Genomic DNA, 19,842 nt, shown 5'->3' with positions numbered 1-19,842 from the left:
CCTTACCCCCTGACAGGCAATTTGCTACCAAGCCGACGTTTGACGATCTCCGCCAAGTCTTTCTCTGTCTGGTCGAAGAAGTCTTTTGGATGGGCCGAAAGTTCTCCACGTGCCGTGATTTCTATGCGACTTAATACCGGCCCGTCTGTCCGTGAAAAATGATTGATAAGGATTTTCTCTCGAGACAATGATTGGCCCTCCTCGAGCGAGGCCAGACGAACGCCGTTCAAGACATGATCACTGTGCGTCTCTATGATCACCTGCGCACCAGTACTGGCAACCTTCGAGAGAAAGCGTCCCATTGCAGATTGTGCCGCTGGATGAAGGTGCGCCTCTGGACTATCTATCAGAAGAAGTGATCCCGGCCTTGCAAGAAGGCCCGCGACGATAATTGGCAAACAGTACGTTACGCCAAATCCGAAGTTACCGGGACGAAGCCACTCGGCTCCAACGTCACCACACTTGAACCTCAGGATCGCTCTGCCGAACTCAGGATTCGCTTCGATCCTTAGCTGAGTACCGGGTGCAAACTCGCCAAGCCATGCCTCCACCTGTTTTGCGAACCTAAGTTTAGGAGCTTTAGGATGCTCAAGCTTCTCATCTACGTTCGCGCGCTCGTACTCGATAATAATGGACGCGGTATTCTCCCCTCGCTGGCCTACGTTCAGGACATCGGAGGCGGCCGATGGCAAGTCATAGCTTTCTCGCGGGCCATCGCGCTCTGCGGCAAGATAGGTAAACCCGCCTGTGCCTGGCACACCCAGCTGCGGAAGGGATTGGCGCTCAGTGGTAAGCCTGAGATATCGGCGCCCCTCTTCAGCGGTAAAACTTACGTCAGAACGGCCGGCATCAAACGTGAATCCGAACGATACAGTTGTTTCACCCTTACCATGTGCGACAACATCATTTGCCTCTCCCAGCGCTAGTCCAAATTCTCCGTTTAACGGGACTGAACCTGAGGGCGTTGAATGAGCAAGCTTTGTGAGTAATATCGCCTGGATAACGGAACTTTTACCGGTTGCATTGGCACCTGTTAGCAGTGTGAGGTCCCCGAAATTAACTTCCTCGCCGGATAGACGTTTGAAGTTCTTGAACTCAATTGCGCGGATCACTCAAGACTCCATTTAGAACAGCTTGCACTTTGCGAAATCGGGTTGCGACCTTCGTCGGCGATCCGGTACTGGTTGTGATTGAATCGAGGAATGCGGCATCAGCAAACAATGCTCTTGCGTCGGCTTGCAACTTTTCCGCGTGCCTACTCACGACCCACCTTGGTAACTTTGATAGCTCTACAGACCACACATCGAATAGCGCGCGGTTCACAGGGTACAGGGTCTCGCTAAGCGCGAACCACTTTCGGAATGCATACCTTCCAAATATCTCCTCAGCGTTTTCCATTGACAGCGAGAAGTCATTAGCAAGTTGAACTAAGTCTTCGTCGGAAACACGAGATGGGTTATCGAGATCAGTCGTGAGCGCTGTAAGAAATTCATCCATCGTCCCAAAGCGTTCGTACTTTTCAACGTCACCTAGAAGACGGAACGCAGCAAACCGCAAGGCAAGCTCCCGATCAACCATGCGTACATGGTTCCAGAAAATGCCGTTTGTTACACGCTGGAAGCTCTCATTCCGTGCAAGTAACCCAAGAAAATTGCGAGAGCGGGTTCGACTCATGCAGTGGCGAATTTCTTGGGAATTTAGCGGACTTCCCCCAGTATTGATACGTCGGAAGATATCAAATTTCACCCTTACTGGGGTTTGTGGGTCGATGACGAACGCGCTCATCTGTGTATTGAGTATTCGCCTTGACCATACAGTGTTCTCAAGGTCACCAAATGTCTTGCCGTTAGCTGCGTCGCCGAGATATTCAAGATGGCTAAGCTTGAACTCATTCTTCCGCACGAAGTCATGGATTGTAGTTAATCTTTGAACACCATCGACAACTTGCAGACGCCCCTCCTCGTCGGATGAGAAGTAGAAAGTCGGAAGAGGAATACGAAGAAGGAGAGACTCTATGAGCTGGCTGCGTTGCCATGGCTTCCATACCTTAAGGCGCTGAAAGTCAGGAGCCACATCGATCTCGCCGTCGTCGATCATGTCCAAGAGTTGCCGAACAGAGTAGACGCGTGGATCGACGCGGATGGCCTTCGGGTCATAGGGATTCCGAAGATCCGGATCATCCGTATCCTCGTCTTGCTCGATACCAAGGAACCTGCCGTCTGAGAACTCTTCGGCACCAACGTGCATCTTCTCGGAGGCGTGCCGATAATCCTCAAATTGTTTGAGGTACTCGAAATCGAGATCAACATTCTCGGATACGGATTCTCTGCCGCGTTCAGTTAATGTTATACTTCCTGAGGATGCATGCTCGACAAGCCTCGCATGGGCGAGGTGATCGATAGCCGCCTCGATGTTCTGGTCGAATACGGGCCGGCGGGCCAAGCCATCGCCGACCTCATCCGGTGGCAACCCATACCCAGCTCTGAGGAGCGCGACCAACTTACTTTTTTCGCCGTTCGCAGCCTGCACGGCGTGCAGGACAGCCTTCAAGAGTTCTTCCGCCTCAGGGACTGTGCGACGGCTCCGTTCCGCGTCAAAAGTCATTTCGCTCACACCAAAGCTCTAGCTTTCCGCCTGACATCTCCCATACAGAGAAATTTTCGGCTAGTGGAAAGTTGCTTGGCTCCCCTCCGGCAATCCAAGTCACTGACTTCATTCTTGTAAATTGCAGGCCTCATCAATCTATTACCCCGTTACATGACGCATAGGCAACACTATATCTTACTGAAACACTCACCCTGAAATCAGCGCTGACCTGGCTCCGTAGCTACTCCGCCGAGGGCGCCCACAGCGACTAGGCTGGATCACATCACCAAGGTTTCGCCCTTCTGTCCCATTGTTGCGACTCAGCGCTACACCTCCGTTGCCGATCAGTCTTCAGCATGTATTCCAACAGCAATTCACCGGGGCGAAAGACTGCGCCGACACTGCTACCTGGCGTCGATTTGCATGCCTATTCAGCAAATTCCAGACCGGCTACCTTCTCGTACCATCTTAGACTCCGTTTGGACGAATAATCCGGGAGCTGTTAGCTAAGTGAGGCAGCATCGCGAGGGAGGGACTTAACCGATTCCCTAAGTGAGATAGTTTTGGACCTGAAGTCGTACTAGTGACGCCCATTCTCGCACCGGCATGAGGCTGGGGGTTCCTTGTCGCCAAGCCTGCAAAAGGCGGTGCTGAGCAACTCATGGGCAGAAACGATGCAAGTGTGGTGCGCAAATAGCGCGAAACATCCCGATTCTCGGGCAATTACGGCATTTAAGCCTTCGTAAGCTTGCTCTTTTCAATCTAGGCTCAAAAGCCCCCATCGTTTCGGTCGATTTCTACCTTGTAGGCATTCGAAGTCCGGATTTCTCGGGTGACACCAAAAACGATGTACGTGAATCCTTATGCGGTTGGTGTCCTTTAGAGGCTGGAGACTTTTACCCCCTCCCCCTTTCCCTTGCTGCTCTAGCCAGTTTGCCCTTGCCTCGGCTCCCATACGCGCAACGCTTCCTGGTTCAGCGCTGGAGCCTCCGTCATTCCGGTAGCCCTTTCCACGCCTTGTTCCTGCTTTCAGTCTCAAGTCTCTCGCGGACGCCCGCAGCCATAGAGTTCTAACCTTTAAGAGAAGGGATTCAGGGATCACTCTGGGATACATGGCTCACTACAGTCGTGACGGCCACCGCACGATTGTCGTGAAGTGACCGTCGGCTTGATCGCAGTTCAGGCGGGGTTGTACTCCGGCATGGCGGGGTAGATGACTGTCATCTGCTTTCCCCTGATCGTCTCCCGTCGCCGTAGGATCAGACGCGCTTGCTCCAGCCGAGTGAGAGCGTTCCGGCACGTTCCTACCGACACGCCGGCGAAGTTGGCAATCTCCTGACGCTTGGCGAAGCAGCGTCCATTCTCGCTGTTGAAGAGGTAGCTCAGCGCACAGGCGATTTTAACGTCCGACTTGTCCAAGTCCCATGATAGAAACCTCCTAGTCCATTGCTCCATAGCAGCCATCTTGCGACCCTTTTCCCATTTCAGCGGCCAGGCGATGTAATCCTGGCGGATCTTAGCCTTCCGCTTGCGGGCTTGCTTGCGCTTTTCAGTAACTTGCACATTGACTATGGGTCCATGACTTCCTTGGCCGCTCTCGAAATCAGTCCCGGCCCGACTGTTAACGGAGCTGGGTTTCAGCATCTGGCTCATGCTGCGCCTCCATTGGTTTCAGCTTCGAGGCGAAGGATCTCGGACCAGACCGCCGTTTCGAGCTGAGCGCATTGATGGGCAACAATAGCCTCAGGCACCCCCGCACTGAGGCGGCGGCACGCGATCTGCTCCAGCTCCCTCCGCAGGAAGAACTGAGCGCGCTTGTCGTCATATTGAACAAAGCGCAGGGCGAGCTTGCGGACTAGCACAGATGGGATTGGAAGGGCGGAAATCTCGCTCAATGGATTTCCTCCACTGCAGCACTGTTCAGGGGAGCGTCTGAGGCGGTGTCCGGTACTAGGGTGGCCGAGGCATGAAGAATCGGCGTCTGCGGTCGATAGCCCCCCACTTTCTGACCACGTTCATTGGCTGGGGGATGGTATCGAACGAAGCGCGGTGTGCTGCCACCCTCATCAACAGCCAGACCTGCAGCAGCCTCTAGGCGTATTTGCATTGCGATCGTGCTGGAGCCGTCATGCTGCATGCTGATGATACTGTCAGGATGATGCTCGCGTTTGAGGAGAATCCGAGCGGCAGACAGCAGCGGGGTTCTAGATTTGCAAAGTAGCTCCCCATCGAGACGGGCCTCGAAGCGCCCGTCGCGACAGGCCTTGACGACAAGGACAAGGAGAGACCCGCGCTTTTTGGAGCTGAGCCTTCGGGATGTGGATCTGTGAGGGTTTAGGCCACGAGCGGCGGCGCTGCAGCCGCCGCTCTGAGGGGAAGAAGCGTTCCGGTCGAGGGGCGTCTCTCGGCCATCGATATCTTTGATTTTGAGGCTATTTAATTCGCTTCCTAGCCCTGGTCCCGACCCCCGCGAATAAGCGGGTTTCATCTGGAACTCCTGATTCGAGGTGCCGTTTGACCGTGGCCCCTGAAATTCGGGATCAGGGATTGTTGCTCCACCTGGAGCATCTTCGGGGCAGGCTTTGACGATGTCGTTCAGGATGGCGTGTGCCGCAGGTACTACGAACCGAAGCAGATCATAGTTGGGTGTACCCTTGAGAGGTCCCATAACCTGCCAGAAGTCCGCTCCGGTGATCTCGAGACAACTGAGAAACGACAAATCTCCAGCTGCTTCCATGACCTGATTTTCTATCACGCCCTTGTCCGCTCCTACGCGGCGAAGCCTGTTCAGCAGTTCTAATGTCTCGGGGTCGAGGTCAAGCGCCTCAGCTTCGAAGTGAGCTTGGACGAAGGCAGTGGTCTTATTCATCACCGCCTCCTCACGCCGTCTTTTCGCGAGATGCGAGCCAGGCGTCCAAATCAGACTGGCGCCAGCCAATGGCGTGTTCCGTCAACTTCACAGGAGCCGGAAACCTACCTTTTCTGACCATTCTCCAAGTTGTCGTTCGACTAAGTCCGGTCAGCTGTCTCACCTCGGACCAGCGAACCATCCGTTCTACTTTATTCATCGTGTCGCTCCATGTTCAAAGCGACACCAAGACTATGCAGACTTTTGCAGCCGGTAAAAAGGCATTTGAGGATTAGTTTGTGCGCAATTGCCTCAAGCGCCGCCTTATGGGCTTTGTTTTCTTAACATGCCGGTCGAAGCTCTCGAGGACACTGTTGTGTGTGACTCCAATTCTCAACGGTCCAAGCACGGCATAAGCAAAGTCCAAAAAGTCCTTCTTAGACCTCTTCTCTTGGCCAAGTTCGTCGCGCCAGAGATCAAAAAGGAACGACACTCCCGCGTGGAGCCAAGGCTTACTGTTTGGACCCGATGGCTCGTCATCCACGGAGCGATTTAGAACCTCTTCGACTCGTCGGAAAGCTTCGCAGAACCATTCTATGCGCGATGCCAGCTCCCCATCAAACAGGGGAGTAGGGGTGCGGGCAGGTTTTGCGTCGAAGTGGGACACTGTCATCGCAATTGATGCATGGGCAGAGTCCAACGCGCGCATGCCACGGATAAATTGCGCCCCAGCGGCAGCATAATTCGCAAACGTCTCAGTCTCGTCCAAAGAGCCGGACTTCGCTTGCGCTTGAGAGAAAACACCTGCGATGATCCAATCAACTTGCCGCCGGAGCGCCGCCCCCTGCTCCCCGAAGGGATCGATCGTAGGGTTCGCCATCATCAGCAGGCGGGACCATTCCTCATCGTTCAGCACTTCTGGAGTCATGTCCGCTTCCGAGAAAGTGGGACCACATTCAAGGGCGCGGAGGCGCCGATCAGGACCCGTTTGATCTCGTCATCAAGCGCCTCCAGCGCTCGCCTCTTTTGCGGGACATACGAATGTCGATCATAAACTGAGCCTGTCACCGTGGCCTTGGTCGTGCTAGCGTGGTTCAGTACCCGTGCGATTGTCATTTGGTCAATATCGAGCCGCCCGAGCAGGGTGGCCGCCGTCCGCCGCAGATCATGCGGCGTCACAGTTTCGGAGAACACCCCTTCTCGTAGGGCTTCCATAGCCTTAGCCAAGTTCTGTGACGTCAGCTCCTTGCCGCGAGGCGTGACGATCAAGGGACCGGACTCCCTGCTCTCAGCCAGCCTTTGGACGATCTCCAGCGCCTGGCCGACCAAGGGAATTGTATGTTCGATCTTGTTCTTGGTCCGGCTCGCCGGGATCGTCCAAAGGCTCGCAGCGAGATCCACTTCTTCCGCGCGGACCCCAGCACACTCTCCGGGCCGCTGGCCGGTGAGCAGGATCAATCGCAGCGTGTCGCGGAACGCCGCTGACGCTCCTTCCGTCGCCTGCCAGAAACGCTGGATCTCTTTGTCGCTCAGCACCCGCTCCTTTGGGGTTTCCTGGGTCCGCTTCCGCAGGCCGGTCACCGGGTTCGTCGTGACAAGGCCTTCCGACAAGGCCCAGGAGAATACCGATGAAATCGTATTCTGCAGACGGTTGGCCAAAACTGGCGCACGCACTGCGACCCGGTCCAAGAGATCCGCGACCTCGGTACGAGTTACCTCCCTAGCGGGCCTCTCCCCGAGAGCAGGGACCAGGTCGCGCTGCAGCACCGCGTTATAATCTTTCCAGGAGCGAAGCCTCGCCTTCGCATACTTCTCAATGAAGCGGTCGACGAGTCCGGCCACAGTCAGGGCGTCCCGCCGCAGCTTGGTCTCGACTACTGGATCGCTGCCGTCCTGGACCTGTTGCCTCAAAGCGAGCGCTTTCTCCCTGGCCTTTGACAACGACCAAGCCGGGTAGTCGCCGATAGTGTATCGGCGCAGCCTCAGACTGCCTTTCGCCCGGTAGACAAAGCTCCAGGTCTTCTTGCCGGAGGTCACTCGCAGGCAGAGACCGCGAGCCTTGGCGTCGAAAAGCTCAAGCCGCTGGTCGGCTGTGGCACGGAGAGAGCGGACCTCGACGTCCGTGAGGGTCTTGGCAGGCATGATGTCCAGTGCATTCGTGAAGTCGGCAGTGAGGCCTGGGTAACACATGGGTAACAGCAACATGCCACTGGATGGAACAAAGCGCAACAGTTTGGACAGTTAACCCATTGATAAATAAACGCTGCCGGTTCATCTGCAACGACATGAAAAATGTATTCACGTGTGCCAAGATCAAGTGATCGGCTGACGCCAAGCTTCTGAACCATTCGACGAACCGCCCCCGCCGGGCGGTTTTTTCGTTCCTGGATGCCCACTTCCTTGAGCGGCGCATCGTTCGGAACGGACCCGCAGCGTCCGCACGATGCGCTGGCCAGATGTCCACGGAAGAGATTCGTCCGGATCGCAATACTCCCGCTCAGGAGAAGGAAATCCCGAGCCAGAGCGTGATGAATGCGAGAGACGTGGCGATGATCATCCACTCTGCGGCTGTCAGCCTGGTCGAATGTGCCGCTGTTTTGGTCTGGTCCATGGCAGGCCCCCTTGACGCCTCGGGGCCGCTGAAGCGCATCAGCCCCTGTTTGAATGCGGCGCAGGATACGGGCGAGCGCCGGCCAGGGATGTGCCCGGCGGCACATGGGTGTCAGCCGACCTCGTCGTGGCTGATGGCGGCGATGGGATGGACCTGGCGGAGGTCGCCATCGGTGCGGCCGGTCTGCTACAGGTCAAGCTCCAGCAAGACGGGTTGGTGATCCGAAGCCTGTGTCTCCTGGTCGTAGGCTATCCGCCTGACCCTCGAAGCGATGTCGTCGGACACGAACACGAAATCGCAGCAATGGGGCGGTCCGTTCGACTGTTCGAAAAGGCAGAACGAGGTCGGATGGGGCTGCGCCCCGTAGGCTACCTGCCATGCGTCGCGAAGGGCCGGCACCCCATGGCCGAAGGGCTCGGAGATCCGCTGCTTCGCCGGATCCGGCGGCCGCATGTTGAAGTCCCCGGTCAGGACGGCGGATGCGGAGGTGGGGAACCGCGCATAGGTGCCCGGCCCATCCTCCCGCGGGATCGCGACGCGCTCGCAGGCACAGCGATGGGCCTCCCGGATACCCTCGACCTGGGCCCGGCGCAGCTTGTCGGACGAGTATTCGAGATGCGTCGTCATCACCCGGAGCGGCCCGGACCGCGTCTCGACCGTCGCTTCGAGAAGGAGACGCGGCATGTTGCGGGTCGGGGCGGCCTCCCACGGCAGGGTATGGCGCAGCACTTGGGCCACCGACAGGCGGGACAGGATCATGTTGCCGAAGCGCCGCCGGCGCCCTGCCCCGTCGGGAACGTCGAGGGCCACGCCCTCGACGGCCGTGTAGTTCGGGAGGAGATCCGCCAGTTCGGCAAACTGGTTTCCTCCATCGTTCCCCTTGAGATCGGAAAAGTTGTCCGAGACCTCCTGGAGGCAGAGCACGTCGAAATCCGCGATGGCGCGTGCCTCGTCCACCAGCCTTCGCAGGTCGACATTCCCGTCGATCCCCAAGCCCCATTGAATGTTCCAGGTGATGATTCTGAGCATGCCGCGCCGATTCCTATTGGCCGACCTTACTCAGCACGTCGGCCTTCAGGAAGCGCTCGATGACGAGCATGAAGACCACCGAGGGAACGAGCAGGATGAGAGCCGTGATGGAGGCAATCTGGTAGTTGCCGCCCATGCTCGCGTTGTAGAGCAGGAGCGGCAGCGTCGTCACCTGAGGGACGCCGACGAAGAAGGTGCCGGTGAACTCGTCGAGCGATTCCAGGAACACGAAGATCGCGCTCGCCATGATGCCGGGTGCCGCGAGAGGCAGGGTCACGGTGAAGAAGGTCCGCAGCGGCGAGGCGCCGATATTGCGGGCAGCGAGCTCGAGGTCCCGGTCGACGGCCGCAAACGCCGCGGCCGCGATCCACACGGAGTAGACGAGGCCATGGGCCGCGTGCACCAGCACGACGCCGGTGATCGTTCCGGTGAGCCCGATGCTGTAGAAGACCCGGGCCACGTTGATGTAGATCGCCACCGACGGGAAGGCCTGGGGCAGCAGGAACAGGATCATCAGGGCCGTGCGCCAGGGCAGCTTGAGGCGGGCCAGGGCATAGCCGGCCGGGATCGAGACGGCGAGCGCGACGAGGACCGTCAGGCAGGCGATGCCCACGCTCGTCATCAGCGACGTCATGGCGTCTCCGGTCGGGCGGAAGACCACCTCCCAGTATCGAAGGCCGTAGGAAACGGGCAGCTTGAACGGCGTGTACCAGCGCTCCGCCACCGACCACAGGACGAGGTTGGCGAGCGGGCCGAACAGCAGGAAGGCGAACGCTGCGAGCCCCGCGACCTTCAGGATGGTGGATCCGAACGCCCAGATCCTGCCTTCGGTGTCGGGGCGTGCCCCGGACCCGGCGAGCGCGAGAGCGGACGACGCTTGGACCTTGCCGCTCATGCCTGCACCTCGCGCTTCACGCTGTGGCGGAGATAGATCCACGCGACCGTGCCCGCGATGGCATAGGAGATGACGCCGAGCGCATTGGCGGTGGCATAATCCCCGTAGGAGTTGATGCGAAAGGCCATGTCCACGGTGAGCATGGTCGGCTGCGAGCCCGCGACCATCATCGGGACCGACAGCACCGACAGCATGGTGACGAAGGACAGGACGAGCCCGACGAGGAGCGTCTGCCCCACCTGCGGCAGCACGAGTTCCAAGAGAACCCGGATCCGCGAGGCCCCGAGATTTCGTCCCGCCTCGATGGTGGCCCGGTCGATGGACGCCATGGCTCCGGCCAGCATCAGCGTCACGAACGGAACCTGCTTCCACACGAAGGTGATGATGATGCCGCGCCAATCGAGGAGGCTCGTGGCCTGGAGCGGCTCCATCAGCCCGAGCGCCACGAAGGAATTGTTCATGAGGCCGTTCTTGGCGAGAAAGGTCCGCATGCATTGGGCCGCCACGATGAACGGGATGAAGAGCGGCCAGCGATAGAGAGCCCGCAGGGCCGCGACGAGCCAGGGCGTCTCGCCGAGGGTGAGGATTCCCGCGATCGCGATGGAGAACAGAGCCGTCAGAAGGGTCGAGACGACCACGATGAAGAGCGTGAAGAGAATGTCCGTCGAATAGAGCTCATAGGCCTTCTGAAAGTGCATCAGCGACAGGCCGCCTCCCGGCTCCGTGAAGGCTGCCGCGAGCGAGAAGCCGAGCGGGTAGAGAAACAGCGCGCCGATCATCGCGAGCGCCGGTGCGACGAGCAGGAGGCCGAGGAGTGACGGTTTCGCCATGATCTGGAACTGTTCCGGTCACGATGGGGCATCGGACATGGTGTCGTGCAGGCGGCCCGTCGGACGGACCGCCTGCCGTGGGGCCGTTCGCCTCAGTTGGCGACCTTCTTCTCGTAGGTCTCGAGGATGTCGTTGAAGTACGGACCGATCGGGAACGGCTTGCCGTTCGCCGCGAGCGTGTCCGGCGGGATATCGGCGAAGAGCTGGTTCCAGGCCGCCTGATCGAGCTTGCCTTCCAGGTTCTTGGCGTCGATGCCCGGGTACCAGTTGAAGCGCTTCACGATACCCTCGGCCTGGACGTCCGGGCTCGTCGCCAGGGCGATGAACTCGGCGGCGAGCTTCTCCTGAGCGGTCTTCGCAGGAATGGCGTAATACATGGGCTGGCCGGGCATGCCGGGCGAGACCAGCTTCAGGCGCATGTTCGGCGGAAGCTTGCCGTCGGCCTTCCAGGTATAGAACATGTCGACCCAGACCGGCCCCATGGCGATCTCGCCGCGGTTGAGCATGTCGAGCGTGCCGGCGTTGCCGGGCGTGATGACGACGTTCTGGTTGAACTCCTTCAGATCGGCCATCGCCTTGTCCCAGGTGGCCTTCGTGGCCGCATCGTAGGGACCCTTCTCGAGCTTCGCCGGATCGCCGCCGAAGGCCGAGATCCAGCCGGTCACGAAGGCGACGCCGGACATGCCGCCCTTGATGCCGTTGTAGCCGAACTGCTTCGGGTTCTTCTTCACCCACTCGCGCAACTCGGCATAGTTGTTGGGCGGGTTCTTGATCAGGTCCGGGTTGTAGGCGATCGCCGTCTGCGAATGGAACATGGGCATGACGTAGCCCGAGACGTCGGTGCCGAGCGAGTTCGTGGCGGTGTCGCGCGTCACGAGCTTGCCGGTGGGGAGCACGTCCCGATATTTCTTGAGCAGATCGCCCTGCACCATCGTGCCGGCGGCCTTCTGGTGGATGACCACCACGTCGAAGTCGGATGCGCTCGCAGCCTGTTTCTGCGCATCGAGCTTCTCGAAGATCTTCTGCGAGCCGCCGTCGCCCGGCCCGGTGCCGACCGCCACGACCTTCACGCCCGGATGGCTCTTCTCGAACAGCGGTCCGAGATAGTCCTTGATGTAATCGACCATGTTCTGGTCGCCGGCCGTCGCGACATTGAGCGTCTGCGCACTGGCGGCACTGCTCAAGAAAAAGGCCGCGAGACCCGCAGCCAACAAGCTTCTACGCATGGAATCCTCCCGAAGTCTGGGTTTGGGGAAACAGGTGCAACGACGCCAGCGGGAGGCGCAGGCCTACCGGTCGGTCGAGCTCGTGATAGCGATCGTCCGTCACAGTGAAGTGACGGTCGCCGACCGCGATCACGTACCTGTAGTGTCCTCCCGGATACGTTCTCTGTGTAATTGTTCCAGGTAGGACGATCGCCCCGTCGACCCGCGCCTGCGGATCGTCGAGCGAAGCGTTGTCGTCGCGAAAATAGGCCGTGACGGGGCCCACGGGCACCGGGCCGCCATAGCTTGCCGCGCTGCCGTCGCCGGCCCTCACCTCCACGCCGGCGCCGGCAGGGCGGACATCGAGGTCGAGGGTGTTCTCGGCTCCCATGAAGCTGGCCACGAAGGGCGAGTTCGGGTGGTCGTAGACCTCCTTCGGGGCGCCGACCTGCGCGATCCGACCTGCATCCATCACGACGATCCGGTCGGCCATGGTCATGGCTTCCTCGCGGTCGTGCGTGACGTGGATCGCCGTGAAGCCGAGCCGGCTCTGAAGAGCCTTGATTTCGGACCGAAGCTGGATGCGCACCTTGGCGTCCAGGTTCGACAGGGGCTCGTCGAGAAGCAGGATCCGCGGTTCGATCGCCAGAGCCCGCCCCAGGGCGACGCGCTGGCGCTGACCGCCCGACAGATTCGTCACCTTCCGGTCCTCAAGACCGGACAGGTTCAGCATCTTCAGAACAGCCGCGACCCGGGAGCGGATCTCATCCTTGGATAGGCCGCGGAGGCGAAGGCCGTAGCCGACATTGCCGAGAACGGTCATGTGCGGCCAGAGCGCATAGGACTGGAACATCATGGCCATGCCGCGCTTCTCCGGCGGCGTGTTCACCACATCCCGGCCGAACAGGCGGATCGCGCCGCCGGCGGCCTTCTGGAATCCCGCGATGGTGCGCAAGAGGGTCGTCTTCCCGCAGCCGGACGAACCGAGGATGGCGATGAACTCTCCGGGTGAGACCGAGAGGCTGACCCCATGAAGCACGCGCTGGCTGCCATAATTGACCTGGAGATGATCGACATCGATCGCGGCGGAGACAGGGCTGTCCACGTGCAAGTATCCTCCCGAGTGCGCTTTTCGCGTCTCTTATCGGAGGAGAAGATCACATTTGAATGTCAGTGGAAAGACTAACCGAACGGCAGCGCCGACGCTTCTAAAGGGCTATCCGGCCGGGGGTGAGATGGGGCCTCCCTTCCGTGTCGCGAGCCTTCCGCATGAAACCGCCCCGATCGGGGCGGTTTCCCAATTGGCGTCGAGAATGGACGATCCCGTCCCGGCAGGCCCCGCCTCTCAGCGGTAGAAGCCGTCGATCCGGCGGATCCGCTGAACGTCGCGTCGGTTGACCGAGCCGGTCGTCACCACGTCGCGCCTGACGGAGCGGACGAAGCCGGCGCGCTGGGGGTCGCGGTAGACGACGCGCGTCACCGTCCGGGGCTGCCGATAGACCACACGGCTGCCGTAGACCGGCTGGCGATAGACCACGCGGGTCCGATAGACGGGGGCCGGCTGGTAGACGACCCGCGTCACAGGGGCCGAATAGTACCCATAGGCGGGATAGCTGTCGGCGGGGTCATTGTAGGCGGCAGGATAGCCATAGCTGTAGCCGTATCCAGTGGCCGGGTATCCATAAGAATAGCCATAGCCCGGATAGGCGTAGGCCGGGGTCGTGGCTGCGGTCAGAAGACCGCCGAGCACCGCGCCGCCGATGAGCCCGGCCGCGACCGCGCCCCCGTTGCCCCATCCGCCGCCGCGATAGTAGCGGGGATAATAGCCGCCATTCCAACCGCCGCCATGCCAGCCCGCCCCGCGCCAGCCGCCTCCGCGCCAGTGCTGAGCCTCCGCCGTGCCGATACCAGCTGACGTGATGATGGCAATACCAGCCAATAAAGCGAACTTCCTCATGGTCGACCTCTCAAGAAGTGACGAAGAGCAATCCTCGCAACAACAATTCAACCGGTGGAGTTTGGTTCGAAGCTTGGCCAGCGAATGCATGGGATTTATTCTGTCTGACCAGTCGTTTCTGACAATTCGTTCATAATTGCTTGCAATTACAGCCATCCGGCCCGACGGACGGCTCCTAGTCTTGAGGCCTCGCCGGTCCGACCCGATTGGCTGCCTCCCGCCAGGCTGCGTCGCGTCGCTTGGCCAGGGAGATGTCGTGCCGGCGGTCGAACGCGACGGGGTCCAGAAACACGGCAAGGTCTTCGATATGTTGCGAGATGCAGGAGGCTTCTTTCATGGCAGAATCGTACCCTCGTCGATGACGAATTCCGGAAGGACCGACTTAATGAGGCAGGCGGCCGGAAGTTCCTGGATCCGTCCTGCGGGCCATGCGACGCCGCAGGCGTGAAACCCGCTACTGCGCGTAGATCTGCGACCTCGGGAAGATCGTATTCCCTGCGACCACCTGGGCGATGACCGAGGCGATCTTGTCCCCGCCCTTGGCCGACGGTTCGATGGGATTGGCATAGTCCGCGGGCTCGTCGCAGATCAGGCGCAGGTCGATCAGGTGAAGCCGTCGCGAAAAGGCTTCGCGCATGATGACATCGTTGAAGATCGACAGCGCGGTGACGACCAGACGCTGCTCCTGCGGATCAGGAAACCGGGCGTCGTAGATGGTGCAAAGAGCGACCGGCAGGCGCCGATCCAGGACGGCATCCAGCATGGTCCGGTAATTGCGGGCGAACTCGTCCCTGACATCCGCAAGTCTGGTCACCACTTCGGCCACGGAGGACGCACCTTCCCGCAGAATTCCGCTGTTGCGCAAGGCATCGTTGCCGCCGGCGCTGACGATGAGATGGCTCGCATCCGTGGGAACGCGGGCCAGCTGCTGCCGGACCCCCATGGTGACGGCGCCGTCGACCGCGCAGAGAGTCGCTTTCCAGCCCTGCGGCAGCCTCGCCCGGACCTGCGCCGTGACGTCGGGTTCGCCACGCTGAACATAGGCGCCGTTATCGAAAATGCTGTCGCCGAGCAGGATGACATGGCTCATCGGGCTCCTCCCGTCGCGCGACAACCTCCCGCGACATACCCTTGTTCCTGTCCGATATGATCCGGCCGGTACGCCACGAGCGTTCGGGGAGCACAGCGGCGTTCCTGACTCCGCGTCCTCCGCCGATCAGGCCTGAGGGCCGCTGTCGGGTCGGAAGAACGGCGCGAAATGGCCGAGCCAGGAGGCGAGCCAGACCTCCAGAGCCGCCTTGGCGGCGTGCTCCGTCGGCCCATAGCCCCAGGCATCCTCCTGCAGGGGCGTCGACCAGATCCAGAACCGATTGCTGCCGTCATAGGCCACATTCCCGACCTCGACCGGGCCTACGAAGCCCACATGGCGGTTGAGCGGAACGCCCGCGACCTGGTCCTGCTGCCACCGAATCCTGCTCATCGACCCGTCTGCCGTTCCCTGAAGCATGCTGCCAATTAGAGCGCTTCCACCCTCCCACAAGCCGCAGCCGGCTCGGCAAGGAACGCGTTTCATCGGGGAAACGTTGGAGGAGGCGCGATGCGGCACGGGAGATCCATCCATGCGTTTTCTTCCCACCAGAGTGCATGGGATCATCGACTATCTCTGGGGATTGGCGCTTCTGTCCACGCCGTGGCTCTTCGGCTTCGCGGATGTCGCGGCGGCCAAATGGACCGCCGTCGCCTTCGGCCTGGGAGCCATCCTGTACTCGGCCGTCACCGCGTATGAGCTCGGCCTTTTCAAGCTTCTGCCGATGCCCCTGCATCTCATCCTCGACGGATTGGCCGGGCTGGTCCTTGCGGCATCGCCTTTCCTGTTCGGTTTCGCCGATCGGGTTTACTGGCCGCACGTCCTCTTCGGCCTCTTCTCGGTCGCGGCGAGCCTGACCACGGATCTGGAGCCGATCCTGCCGACAGGCCGCCGGGAGCCTGCCTGACCGCTCCAAAGCATGATTGACGGAGGCCGCCCGGAGGCGCAGCATCAGGGCCCTCGATGGAGGCGCCCATGTTCGAGCAGGCCGTCCAAATGAGTGAGGCGTTCCGCCAAAGCGGGCATCAGATGCAGGGATCGCTTCACATGGCGTTGAAAGGCTGTCCCGAGTGCCGGACGACGCAGATGATCGCCTCCCCGGTTCTCGGCACCTGCGAGGATTGCGGATCGAGCCTGGTCGTGCTGCCGGCCGAATGAGATCCGATCATAATCGCCGTAGCTTGCGTTGCGAGGCACCCTCTATGCTCTGCATGCGGAGAATCGCATGGCATCGTCTGGGTGGATCGAACGGATAGGCGGCCTCGTCGGAGTGCGTCCTGCGGAGTTGAAGCTGGCGTTTCGCGTCACCATCGCGGGCGCCCTCGCCTATGCCGTAACGAAGCTTTTCGACCTGCCGCAGGGATATTGGGCGGTGATCACGGCCGTTGTCGTGATGCAGGCGAGCGTCGGCGGCTCGCTCAAGGCCGCCGTCGAGCGGTTCAGCGGCACGCTGGCCGGGGCTGTCTATGGCGGCCTGGTCGCCGGTCTCGTTCCTCATGCCTCGCCGGTGACCTTGGGTCTGGCCATCCTGGTGGCGTTGTTTCCGCTGGCCCTTCTGGCGGCCGTCAAGCCAGCGTTCCGGGTCGCGCCGATCACCTCGCTCATCATGCTCCTGCCTCCCACCGGACAGGCGATCGGCCCCATTGCATCGGCCTTCGACCGGGTGCTGGAGATCACCCTCGGCAATATCGTCGGTGTCGTGGTCTCCCTGTTCGTCCTGCCGGCGCGGGCCCATACCCTGATGACGGAGGCCGCGGCCAGGGTCGTGTCCCTGAACGCGGACCTGTTCTCCATCTTCATGGAAGAACTCACCGATGGTCCGACGGGCCGCTCCTCCCTGCAGACGCTTCACCCGCAGATCCGCTCCGCCCTCAAGAAGGCGGAGGCGGCCGCCGAGGAGGCGACGCGGGAGAGAAAGAGCCGTCTCACGGAAGCACCCGACCCGGAGCCTCTGATCCGTACCCTGTATCGGGTGCGCCACGACCTCGTCATGATCGGCCGCGCGGCCTCCGGACCGCTCCCGCCCCTCATTCGGGAGAGACTCAACCCCTCGCTCAAAGCCTTGCACGAAACCACCCGCAGGCTCCTTCTGGATCTTGCGCAAGCCCTCCACAACCGCACGACGCCCCACGGAGCGGTCGCCTTCGAGGATGCTCTGAACGCCTTCACGGTCGAAGCGGAAGCGCTCCGGTCCCCTTCCCTCATGCGGGAATTGCCCGGGAAGGCTTTCGGGCAGGTCGTCGCCCTTGGCTTTGCGCTCGAACAGTTCAGGCAGGACCTGGGGGATCTTCTTCTCCGAACCGGGGATCTGGCCCTGGACCGCACGCCCCAGCCCGAGGAGCGGTGAAGCGCGCGACGCAGATGTTCAAGTTCGGCTAGAGCATCGGACGTGAAAAGTGGACCCACTTTTGGGATCGGATCCGATGCTCACTTCCTTAAGCGGCGCATCGTTCGGGGCAGAAAACCGGGTCCACTTTTCTGCACGATGCGCTGATGCCGGGCTCGTCAGCCATTCCGGGCCGGCGCTACGCGATGAACGTTCACCGCTCGTAGAGCGGCACGAGTTCCATCTCCGGCACGAGCACCAGACCCTTGTCGGTGATGCGGATCTCCGGAATGACCGAGAGCGGGATGAGGTTGAAGCCCATATAGGGGATCCTGCAGCCCGCCTTCTCCCAGGCGGCCTTCAAGGTCCGGGTCTCCTCGGCCACTTCCGTCACGCGCTTGTCGGAGAGCAGACCCGCGATCGGAAGCGGCACCATGGCGATGACCTTGCCCTGGTCGACGACACAGACGCCCCCCTGCGCCTCGATGATCGCGTCGAGCGCCACCTGCATGTCGCCTTCGTTGGTTCCCGCAACGATCAGGTTGTGGGAATCGTGCCCGACGCTGCTCGCGACGGCCCCGCTCTTCAGGCCGAAATCCTTGAGCAGGCCATGGGCGATCCCGGCACCGCCGGTGCGGCCGTGGCGCTCGATGACGGACACGAAGGTAAGATCGTTCTTCGCAAGAAGCGTGTCCCAGTCCCGTTCCGGTTGGAGCCGGATCTTGTCGTGGAAGAGGACGATGCCCGGCAGGGCGACGCGGATCACGTTGGCCGCGCAGTCCGCATCGGGCAGTTCCGGAATCAGCTTCGGGCGCTTCGCGACGTGGACCGTCCGGTAAGCCTCGGCGGGATAGCGATAGCGGTTGGAGAGCGCCTCATCGAGCACGGGCGCGATCCGTCTGCCCTCGACCACGAGCTCACCCCCGTACCAGGTGTTCTGCACCTCGAGCGCGTCGTTGAGCAGCACCACGTCGGCGCGGCGTCCGCCGCCGAGACCGCCGATCTCGCCCTCCATGCCGAAGCGTGTGGCCGGGTGCAGGGACCCCATGCTCCAGGCCTGCTCGCGACCCATGCCGGCCCGGCGCGCCTCGCGCGTGACCCAGTCCATGCCGAACGCCATCAGGTCGTCCGCGTCGCGGTCGTCGGTGCACACGCAGATGCGCTTGTGGGAGGAGCCGAGCTCCGTGATGGTCTTGATGGCCTCGGGAAGCGAGTGCCACGGCGTGGTCGGCGGCCCACCCCGCAGGAAGATCCACACGCCGGCATCGAGCAGGTCGTCGGCGATGTCCCGGTCGATGGCCTCATGGGTGTCCGTCACGCCGCTCGCCGCGTAGGCCGCCACGAAGTCACGGCCGTAGATGTGGCCCGAGACCGGCTTGCCGCGCTCGAGGGCCGCCGCGAGAATCGCGTGGCTTCTTTCGTCCCCCATGGTGACGGGGACGAAATCCATCTTCTCGCCCAGCGCCGCCGCCTCCGGCCAGCGGTCGAACAGGGCCGCGATCTTGTCGGGCGTCAGGTCGCCGCCCGCCGTTTCCAGGCCGGGCGAGGTGGCCGGCACGGTGCTCGGCACGGTGAGGAAGATGGAGAGCGGCGCATGGCGCGCATCTTCCAGCATCATCTCGATCCCGGCAGCGTCCATGACATTGCCGATCTCATGGCTGTCGCAGAAAATCGTCGTGGTGCCGTTGAGCAGCGCCGCTTCCGCGTAGGCGCAGGCCGTGATCATGCTGCTCTCGATATGGATATGCGGATCCACGAGGCCCGGCGCGACGATCCCGCCCCTGGCGTCGTAGACACGGCCCGGCGCTCCGCGGACCTGGCGATAGGCACCGGCAGGCTTGACGGCCGCAATGCGCCCTCCCGCGATCCAGACCTCCCGCTCGGGCGCGATCCGCTCGCTGTAGGTCGACAGCACCCGGGCTCCCGTGATCACGAGGTCGGCGGGAGCCCGGCCCGAGGCGACATCGGCGAGCCGGCGGGTCATGGTCGCCAGCGGGGCCACGGAGAAGCGGGTTAGGGCCGTCCTGGGCGGCAACGGAGGTGTGCGATGATCCATGATCCCTGGTCCCGGTTGAACGTTGTTGCCGCAACGTAGCAGGACACGGCGGGAACCGCATCTCGGATCCGACGGGCTTCCGGAACTTTCGCGAACGGCGCACGCGCCAATGCCTCGCGCCTCGCGCCTCGCGCCTCGCGCCTCGCGAGGGCAGGCTCCCGCCGAACGGACAAGGGAATCCGTCGTCCCAAGGGTCGATTCGGGCGCAGGCCAAAACGAAAAAGGCGCCTTGCGGCGCCTGAATTCAGCTCAATGAAGATGGTGGCCAGCCGGGGGCAGCGTTGAGGAGGCAACGATCTGCCCCCAGGCTGGCCGAGCCCCCGAAGTCCCAGGAGATGCGGCGGACCTGAGCATCCGTAGGGCATGACTTCCGCGGAGAGCACCGTGCAATCGGGAACCGGAACCACTGTTC

The 19,842-nt window shown here is 61.5% G+C and carries 21 protein-coding genes; 3 read left to right on the top strand and 18 right to left on the bottom strand.

Annotation, left to right across the window (positions count from 1 at the left end; all coding sequences use genetic code 11):
• Positions 1–2 precede the first annotated feature (2 nt).
• From OCW50_RS06285 to OCW50_RS06210, 17 genes are all read right to left on the bottom strand, one after another.
• Positions 3–1,112 (bottom strand): DUF3696 domain-containing protein, encoded by a 1,110-nt coding sequence (locus tag OCW50_RS06285; RefSeq protein ID WP_262296842.1) that lies wholly within the window; start codon positions 1,110–1,112, stop codon positions 3–5.
• Positions 1,096–2,550 (bottom strand): GmrSD restriction endonuclease domain-containing protein, encoded by a 1,455-nt coding sequence (locus OCW50_RS06280; protein ID WP_262296841.1) that lies wholly within the window; start codon positions 2,548–2,550, stop codon positions 1,096–1,098. Before OCW50_RS06280 ends, OCW50_RS06285 begins: the two co-directional genes overlap by 17 nt.
• 1,215 nt (positions 2,551–3,765) lie before the next feature.
• Positions 3,766–4,239, bottom strand: coding sequence for a winged helix-turn-helix domain-containing protein (locus OCW50_RS06275; RefSeq protein WP_262296840.1), 474 nt, complete (start codon positions 4,237–4,239; stop codon positions 3,766–3,768).
• Positions 4,236–4,481 carry a DUF6074 family protein gene (locus tag OCW50_RS06270; RefSeq protein ID WP_262296839.1) on the bottom strand — a complete coding sequence of 82 codons (246 nt, stop codon included), beginning with the start codon at positions 4,479–4,481 and terminating at the stop codon, positions 4,236–4,238. Before OCW50_RS06270 ends, OCW50_RS06275 begins: the two co-directional genes overlap by 4 nt.
• Positions 4,478–5,455, bottom strand: a complete 978-nt coding sequence (locus tag OCW50_RS06265) for a hypothetical protein (RefSeq protein WP_262296838.1) — start codon at positions 5,453–5,455, stop codon at positions 4,478–4,480. The genes OCW50_RS06270 and OCW50_RS06265 overlap by 4 nt, the downstream gene beginning before the upstream one ends.
• A gap of 10 nt (positions 5,456–5,465) precedes the next feature.
• Positions 5,466–5,636: a helix-turn-helix transcriptional regulator gene (locus OCW50_RS33330; protein WP_373371327.1), complete on the bottom strand. Its 171-nt coding sequence runs from the start codon at positions 5,634–5,636 to the stop codon at positions 5,466–5,468.
• A 90-nt stretch (positions 5,637–5,726) separates the two neighbouring features.
• Entirely contained in the window at positions 5,727–6,362 is a 636-nt protein-coding gene (locus OCW50_RS06260) for a hypothetical protein (RefSeq protein WP_262296837.1), read from the bottom strand.
• Positions 6,359–7,639, bottom strand: coding sequence for a tyrosine-type recombinase/integrase (locus tag OCW50_RS06255; protein ID WP_262296836.1), 1,281 nt, complete (start codon positions 7,637–7,639; stop codon positions 6,359–6,361). The genes OCW50_RS06260 and OCW50_RS06255 overlap by 4 nt, the downstream gene beginning before the upstream one ends.
• Before the next feature lie 592 nt (positions 7,640–8,231).
• Complete coding sequence (locus tag OCW50_RS06250; RefSeq protein WP_262296835.1) at positions 8,232–9,074, bottom strand: endonuclease/exonuclease/phosphatase family protein; 843 nt, start codon at positions 9,072–9,074, stop codon at positions 8,232–8,234.
• A 13-nt stretch (positions 9,075–9,087) separates the two neighbouring features.
• Positions 9,088–9,969 carry an ABC transporter permease gene (locus OCW50_RS06245; protein ID WP_262296834.1) on the bottom strand — a complete coding sequence of 294 codons (882 nt, stop codon included), beginning with the start codon at positions 9,967–9,969 and terminating at the stop codon, positions 9,088–9,090.
• Positions 9,966–10,799: an ABC transporter permease gene (locus tag OCW50_RS06240; protein ID WP_262296833.1), complete on the bottom strand. Its 834-nt coding sequence runs from the start codon at positions 10,797–10,799 to the stop codon at positions 9,966–9,968. The genes OCW50_RS06245 and OCW50_RS06240 overlap by 4 nt, the downstream gene beginning before the upstream one ends.
• 92 nt (positions 10,800–10,891) lie before the next feature.
• The gene (locus OCW50_RS06235; protein WP_262296832.1) at positions 10,892–12,025 is read right to left on the bottom strand and encodes an ABC transporter substrate-binding protein; all 1,134 of its coding nucleotides are present in this window, start codon (positions 12,023–12,025) and stop codon (positions 10,892–10,894) included.
• Positions 12,018–13,109 (bottom strand): ABC transporter ATP-binding protein, encoded by a 1,092-nt coding sequence (locus OCW50_RS06230; RefSeq protein ID WP_262296831.1) that lies wholly within the window; start codon positions 13,107–13,109, stop codon positions 12,018–12,020. The genes OCW50_RS06235 and OCW50_RS06230 overlap by 8 nt, the downstream gene beginning before the upstream one ends.
• A 240-nt stretch (positions 13,110–13,349) precedes the next feature.
• Positions 13,350–13,961, bottom strand: a complete 612-nt coding sequence (locus OCW50_RS33190; RefSeq protein ID WP_315974402.1) for a hypothetical protein — start codon at positions 13,959–13,961, stop codon at positions 13,350–13,352.
• Between the two features lie 175 nt (positions 13,962–14,136).
• A complete protein-coding gene (locus tag OCW50_RS06220) occupies positions 14,137–14,298 on the bottom strand; it encodes a hypothetical protein (protein WP_262296830.1) in 162 nt (53 codons plus the stop codon).
• Positions 14,299–14,415: 117 nt separating this feature from the next.
• On the bottom strand, positions 14,416–15,051 hold the full coding sequence (locus tag OCW50_RS06215; RefSeq protein ID WP_262296829.1) for an SGNH/GDSL hydrolase family protein: 636 nt from the start codon (positions 15,049–15,051) through the stop codon (positions 14,416–14,418).
• Positions 15,052–15,177: 126 nt separating this feature from the next.
• Positions 15,178–15,441 (bottom strand): hypothetical protein, encoded by a 264-nt coding sequence (locus OCW50_RS06210; RefSeq protein WP_262296828.1) that lies wholly within the window; start codon positions 15,439–15,441, stop codon positions 15,178–15,180.
• 139 nt (positions 15,442–15,580) lie between these two features.
• Here OCW50_RS06210 and OCW50_RS06205 point away from each other — a divergent pair, with 139 nt between their 5' ends.
• The 3 genes from OCW50_RS06205 to OCW50_RS06195 all read left to right on the top strand — a co-directional run bounded on the left by OCW50_RS06205 (position 15,581) and on the right by OCW50_RS06195 (position 17,395).
• On the top strand, positions 15,581–15,955 hold the full coding sequence (locus OCW50_RS06205) for an SPW repeat domain-containing protein (protein WP_262296827.1): 375 nt from the start codon (positions 15,581–15,583) through the stop codon (positions 15,953–15,955).
• A 68-nt stretch (positions 15,956–16,023) separates the two neighbouring features.
• The gene (locus OCW50_RS06200) at positions 16,024–16,206 is read left to right on the top strand and encodes a hypothetical protein (RefSeq protein ID WP_262296826.1); all 183 of its coding nucleotides are present in this window, start codon (positions 16,024–16,026) and stop codon (positions 16,204–16,206) included.
• A 67-nt stretch (positions 16,207–16,273) separates the two neighbouring features.
• The gene (locus OCW50_RS06195) at positions 16,274–17,395 is read left to right on the top strand and encodes an FUSC family protein (protein ID WP_262296825.1); all 1,122 of its coding nucleotides are present in this window, start codon (positions 16,274–16,276) and stop codon (positions 17,393–17,395) included.
• A 193-nt stretch (positions 17,396–17,588) separates the two neighbouring features.
• Here OCW50_RS06195 and OCW50_RS06190 read toward each other — a convergent pair whose 3' ends face one another.
• Positions 17,589–19,430 (bottom strand): adenine deaminase, encoded by a 1,842-nt coding sequence (locus tag OCW50_RS06190; protein WP_262296824.1) that lies wholly within the window; start codon positions 19,428–19,430, stop codon positions 17,589–17,591.
• Positions 19,431–19,842 lie beyond the last annotated feature (412 nt).

The organism is Microvirga sesbaniae, assembly GCF_025460805.1.
GTDB lineage: Bacteria > Pseudomonadota > Alphaproteobacteria > Rhizobiales > Beijerinckiaceae > Microvirga > Microvirga sesbaniae.
Note: the sequence above shows the minus strand (reverse complement) of the source record. Positions and strands in the feature narration are given on the sequence as shown.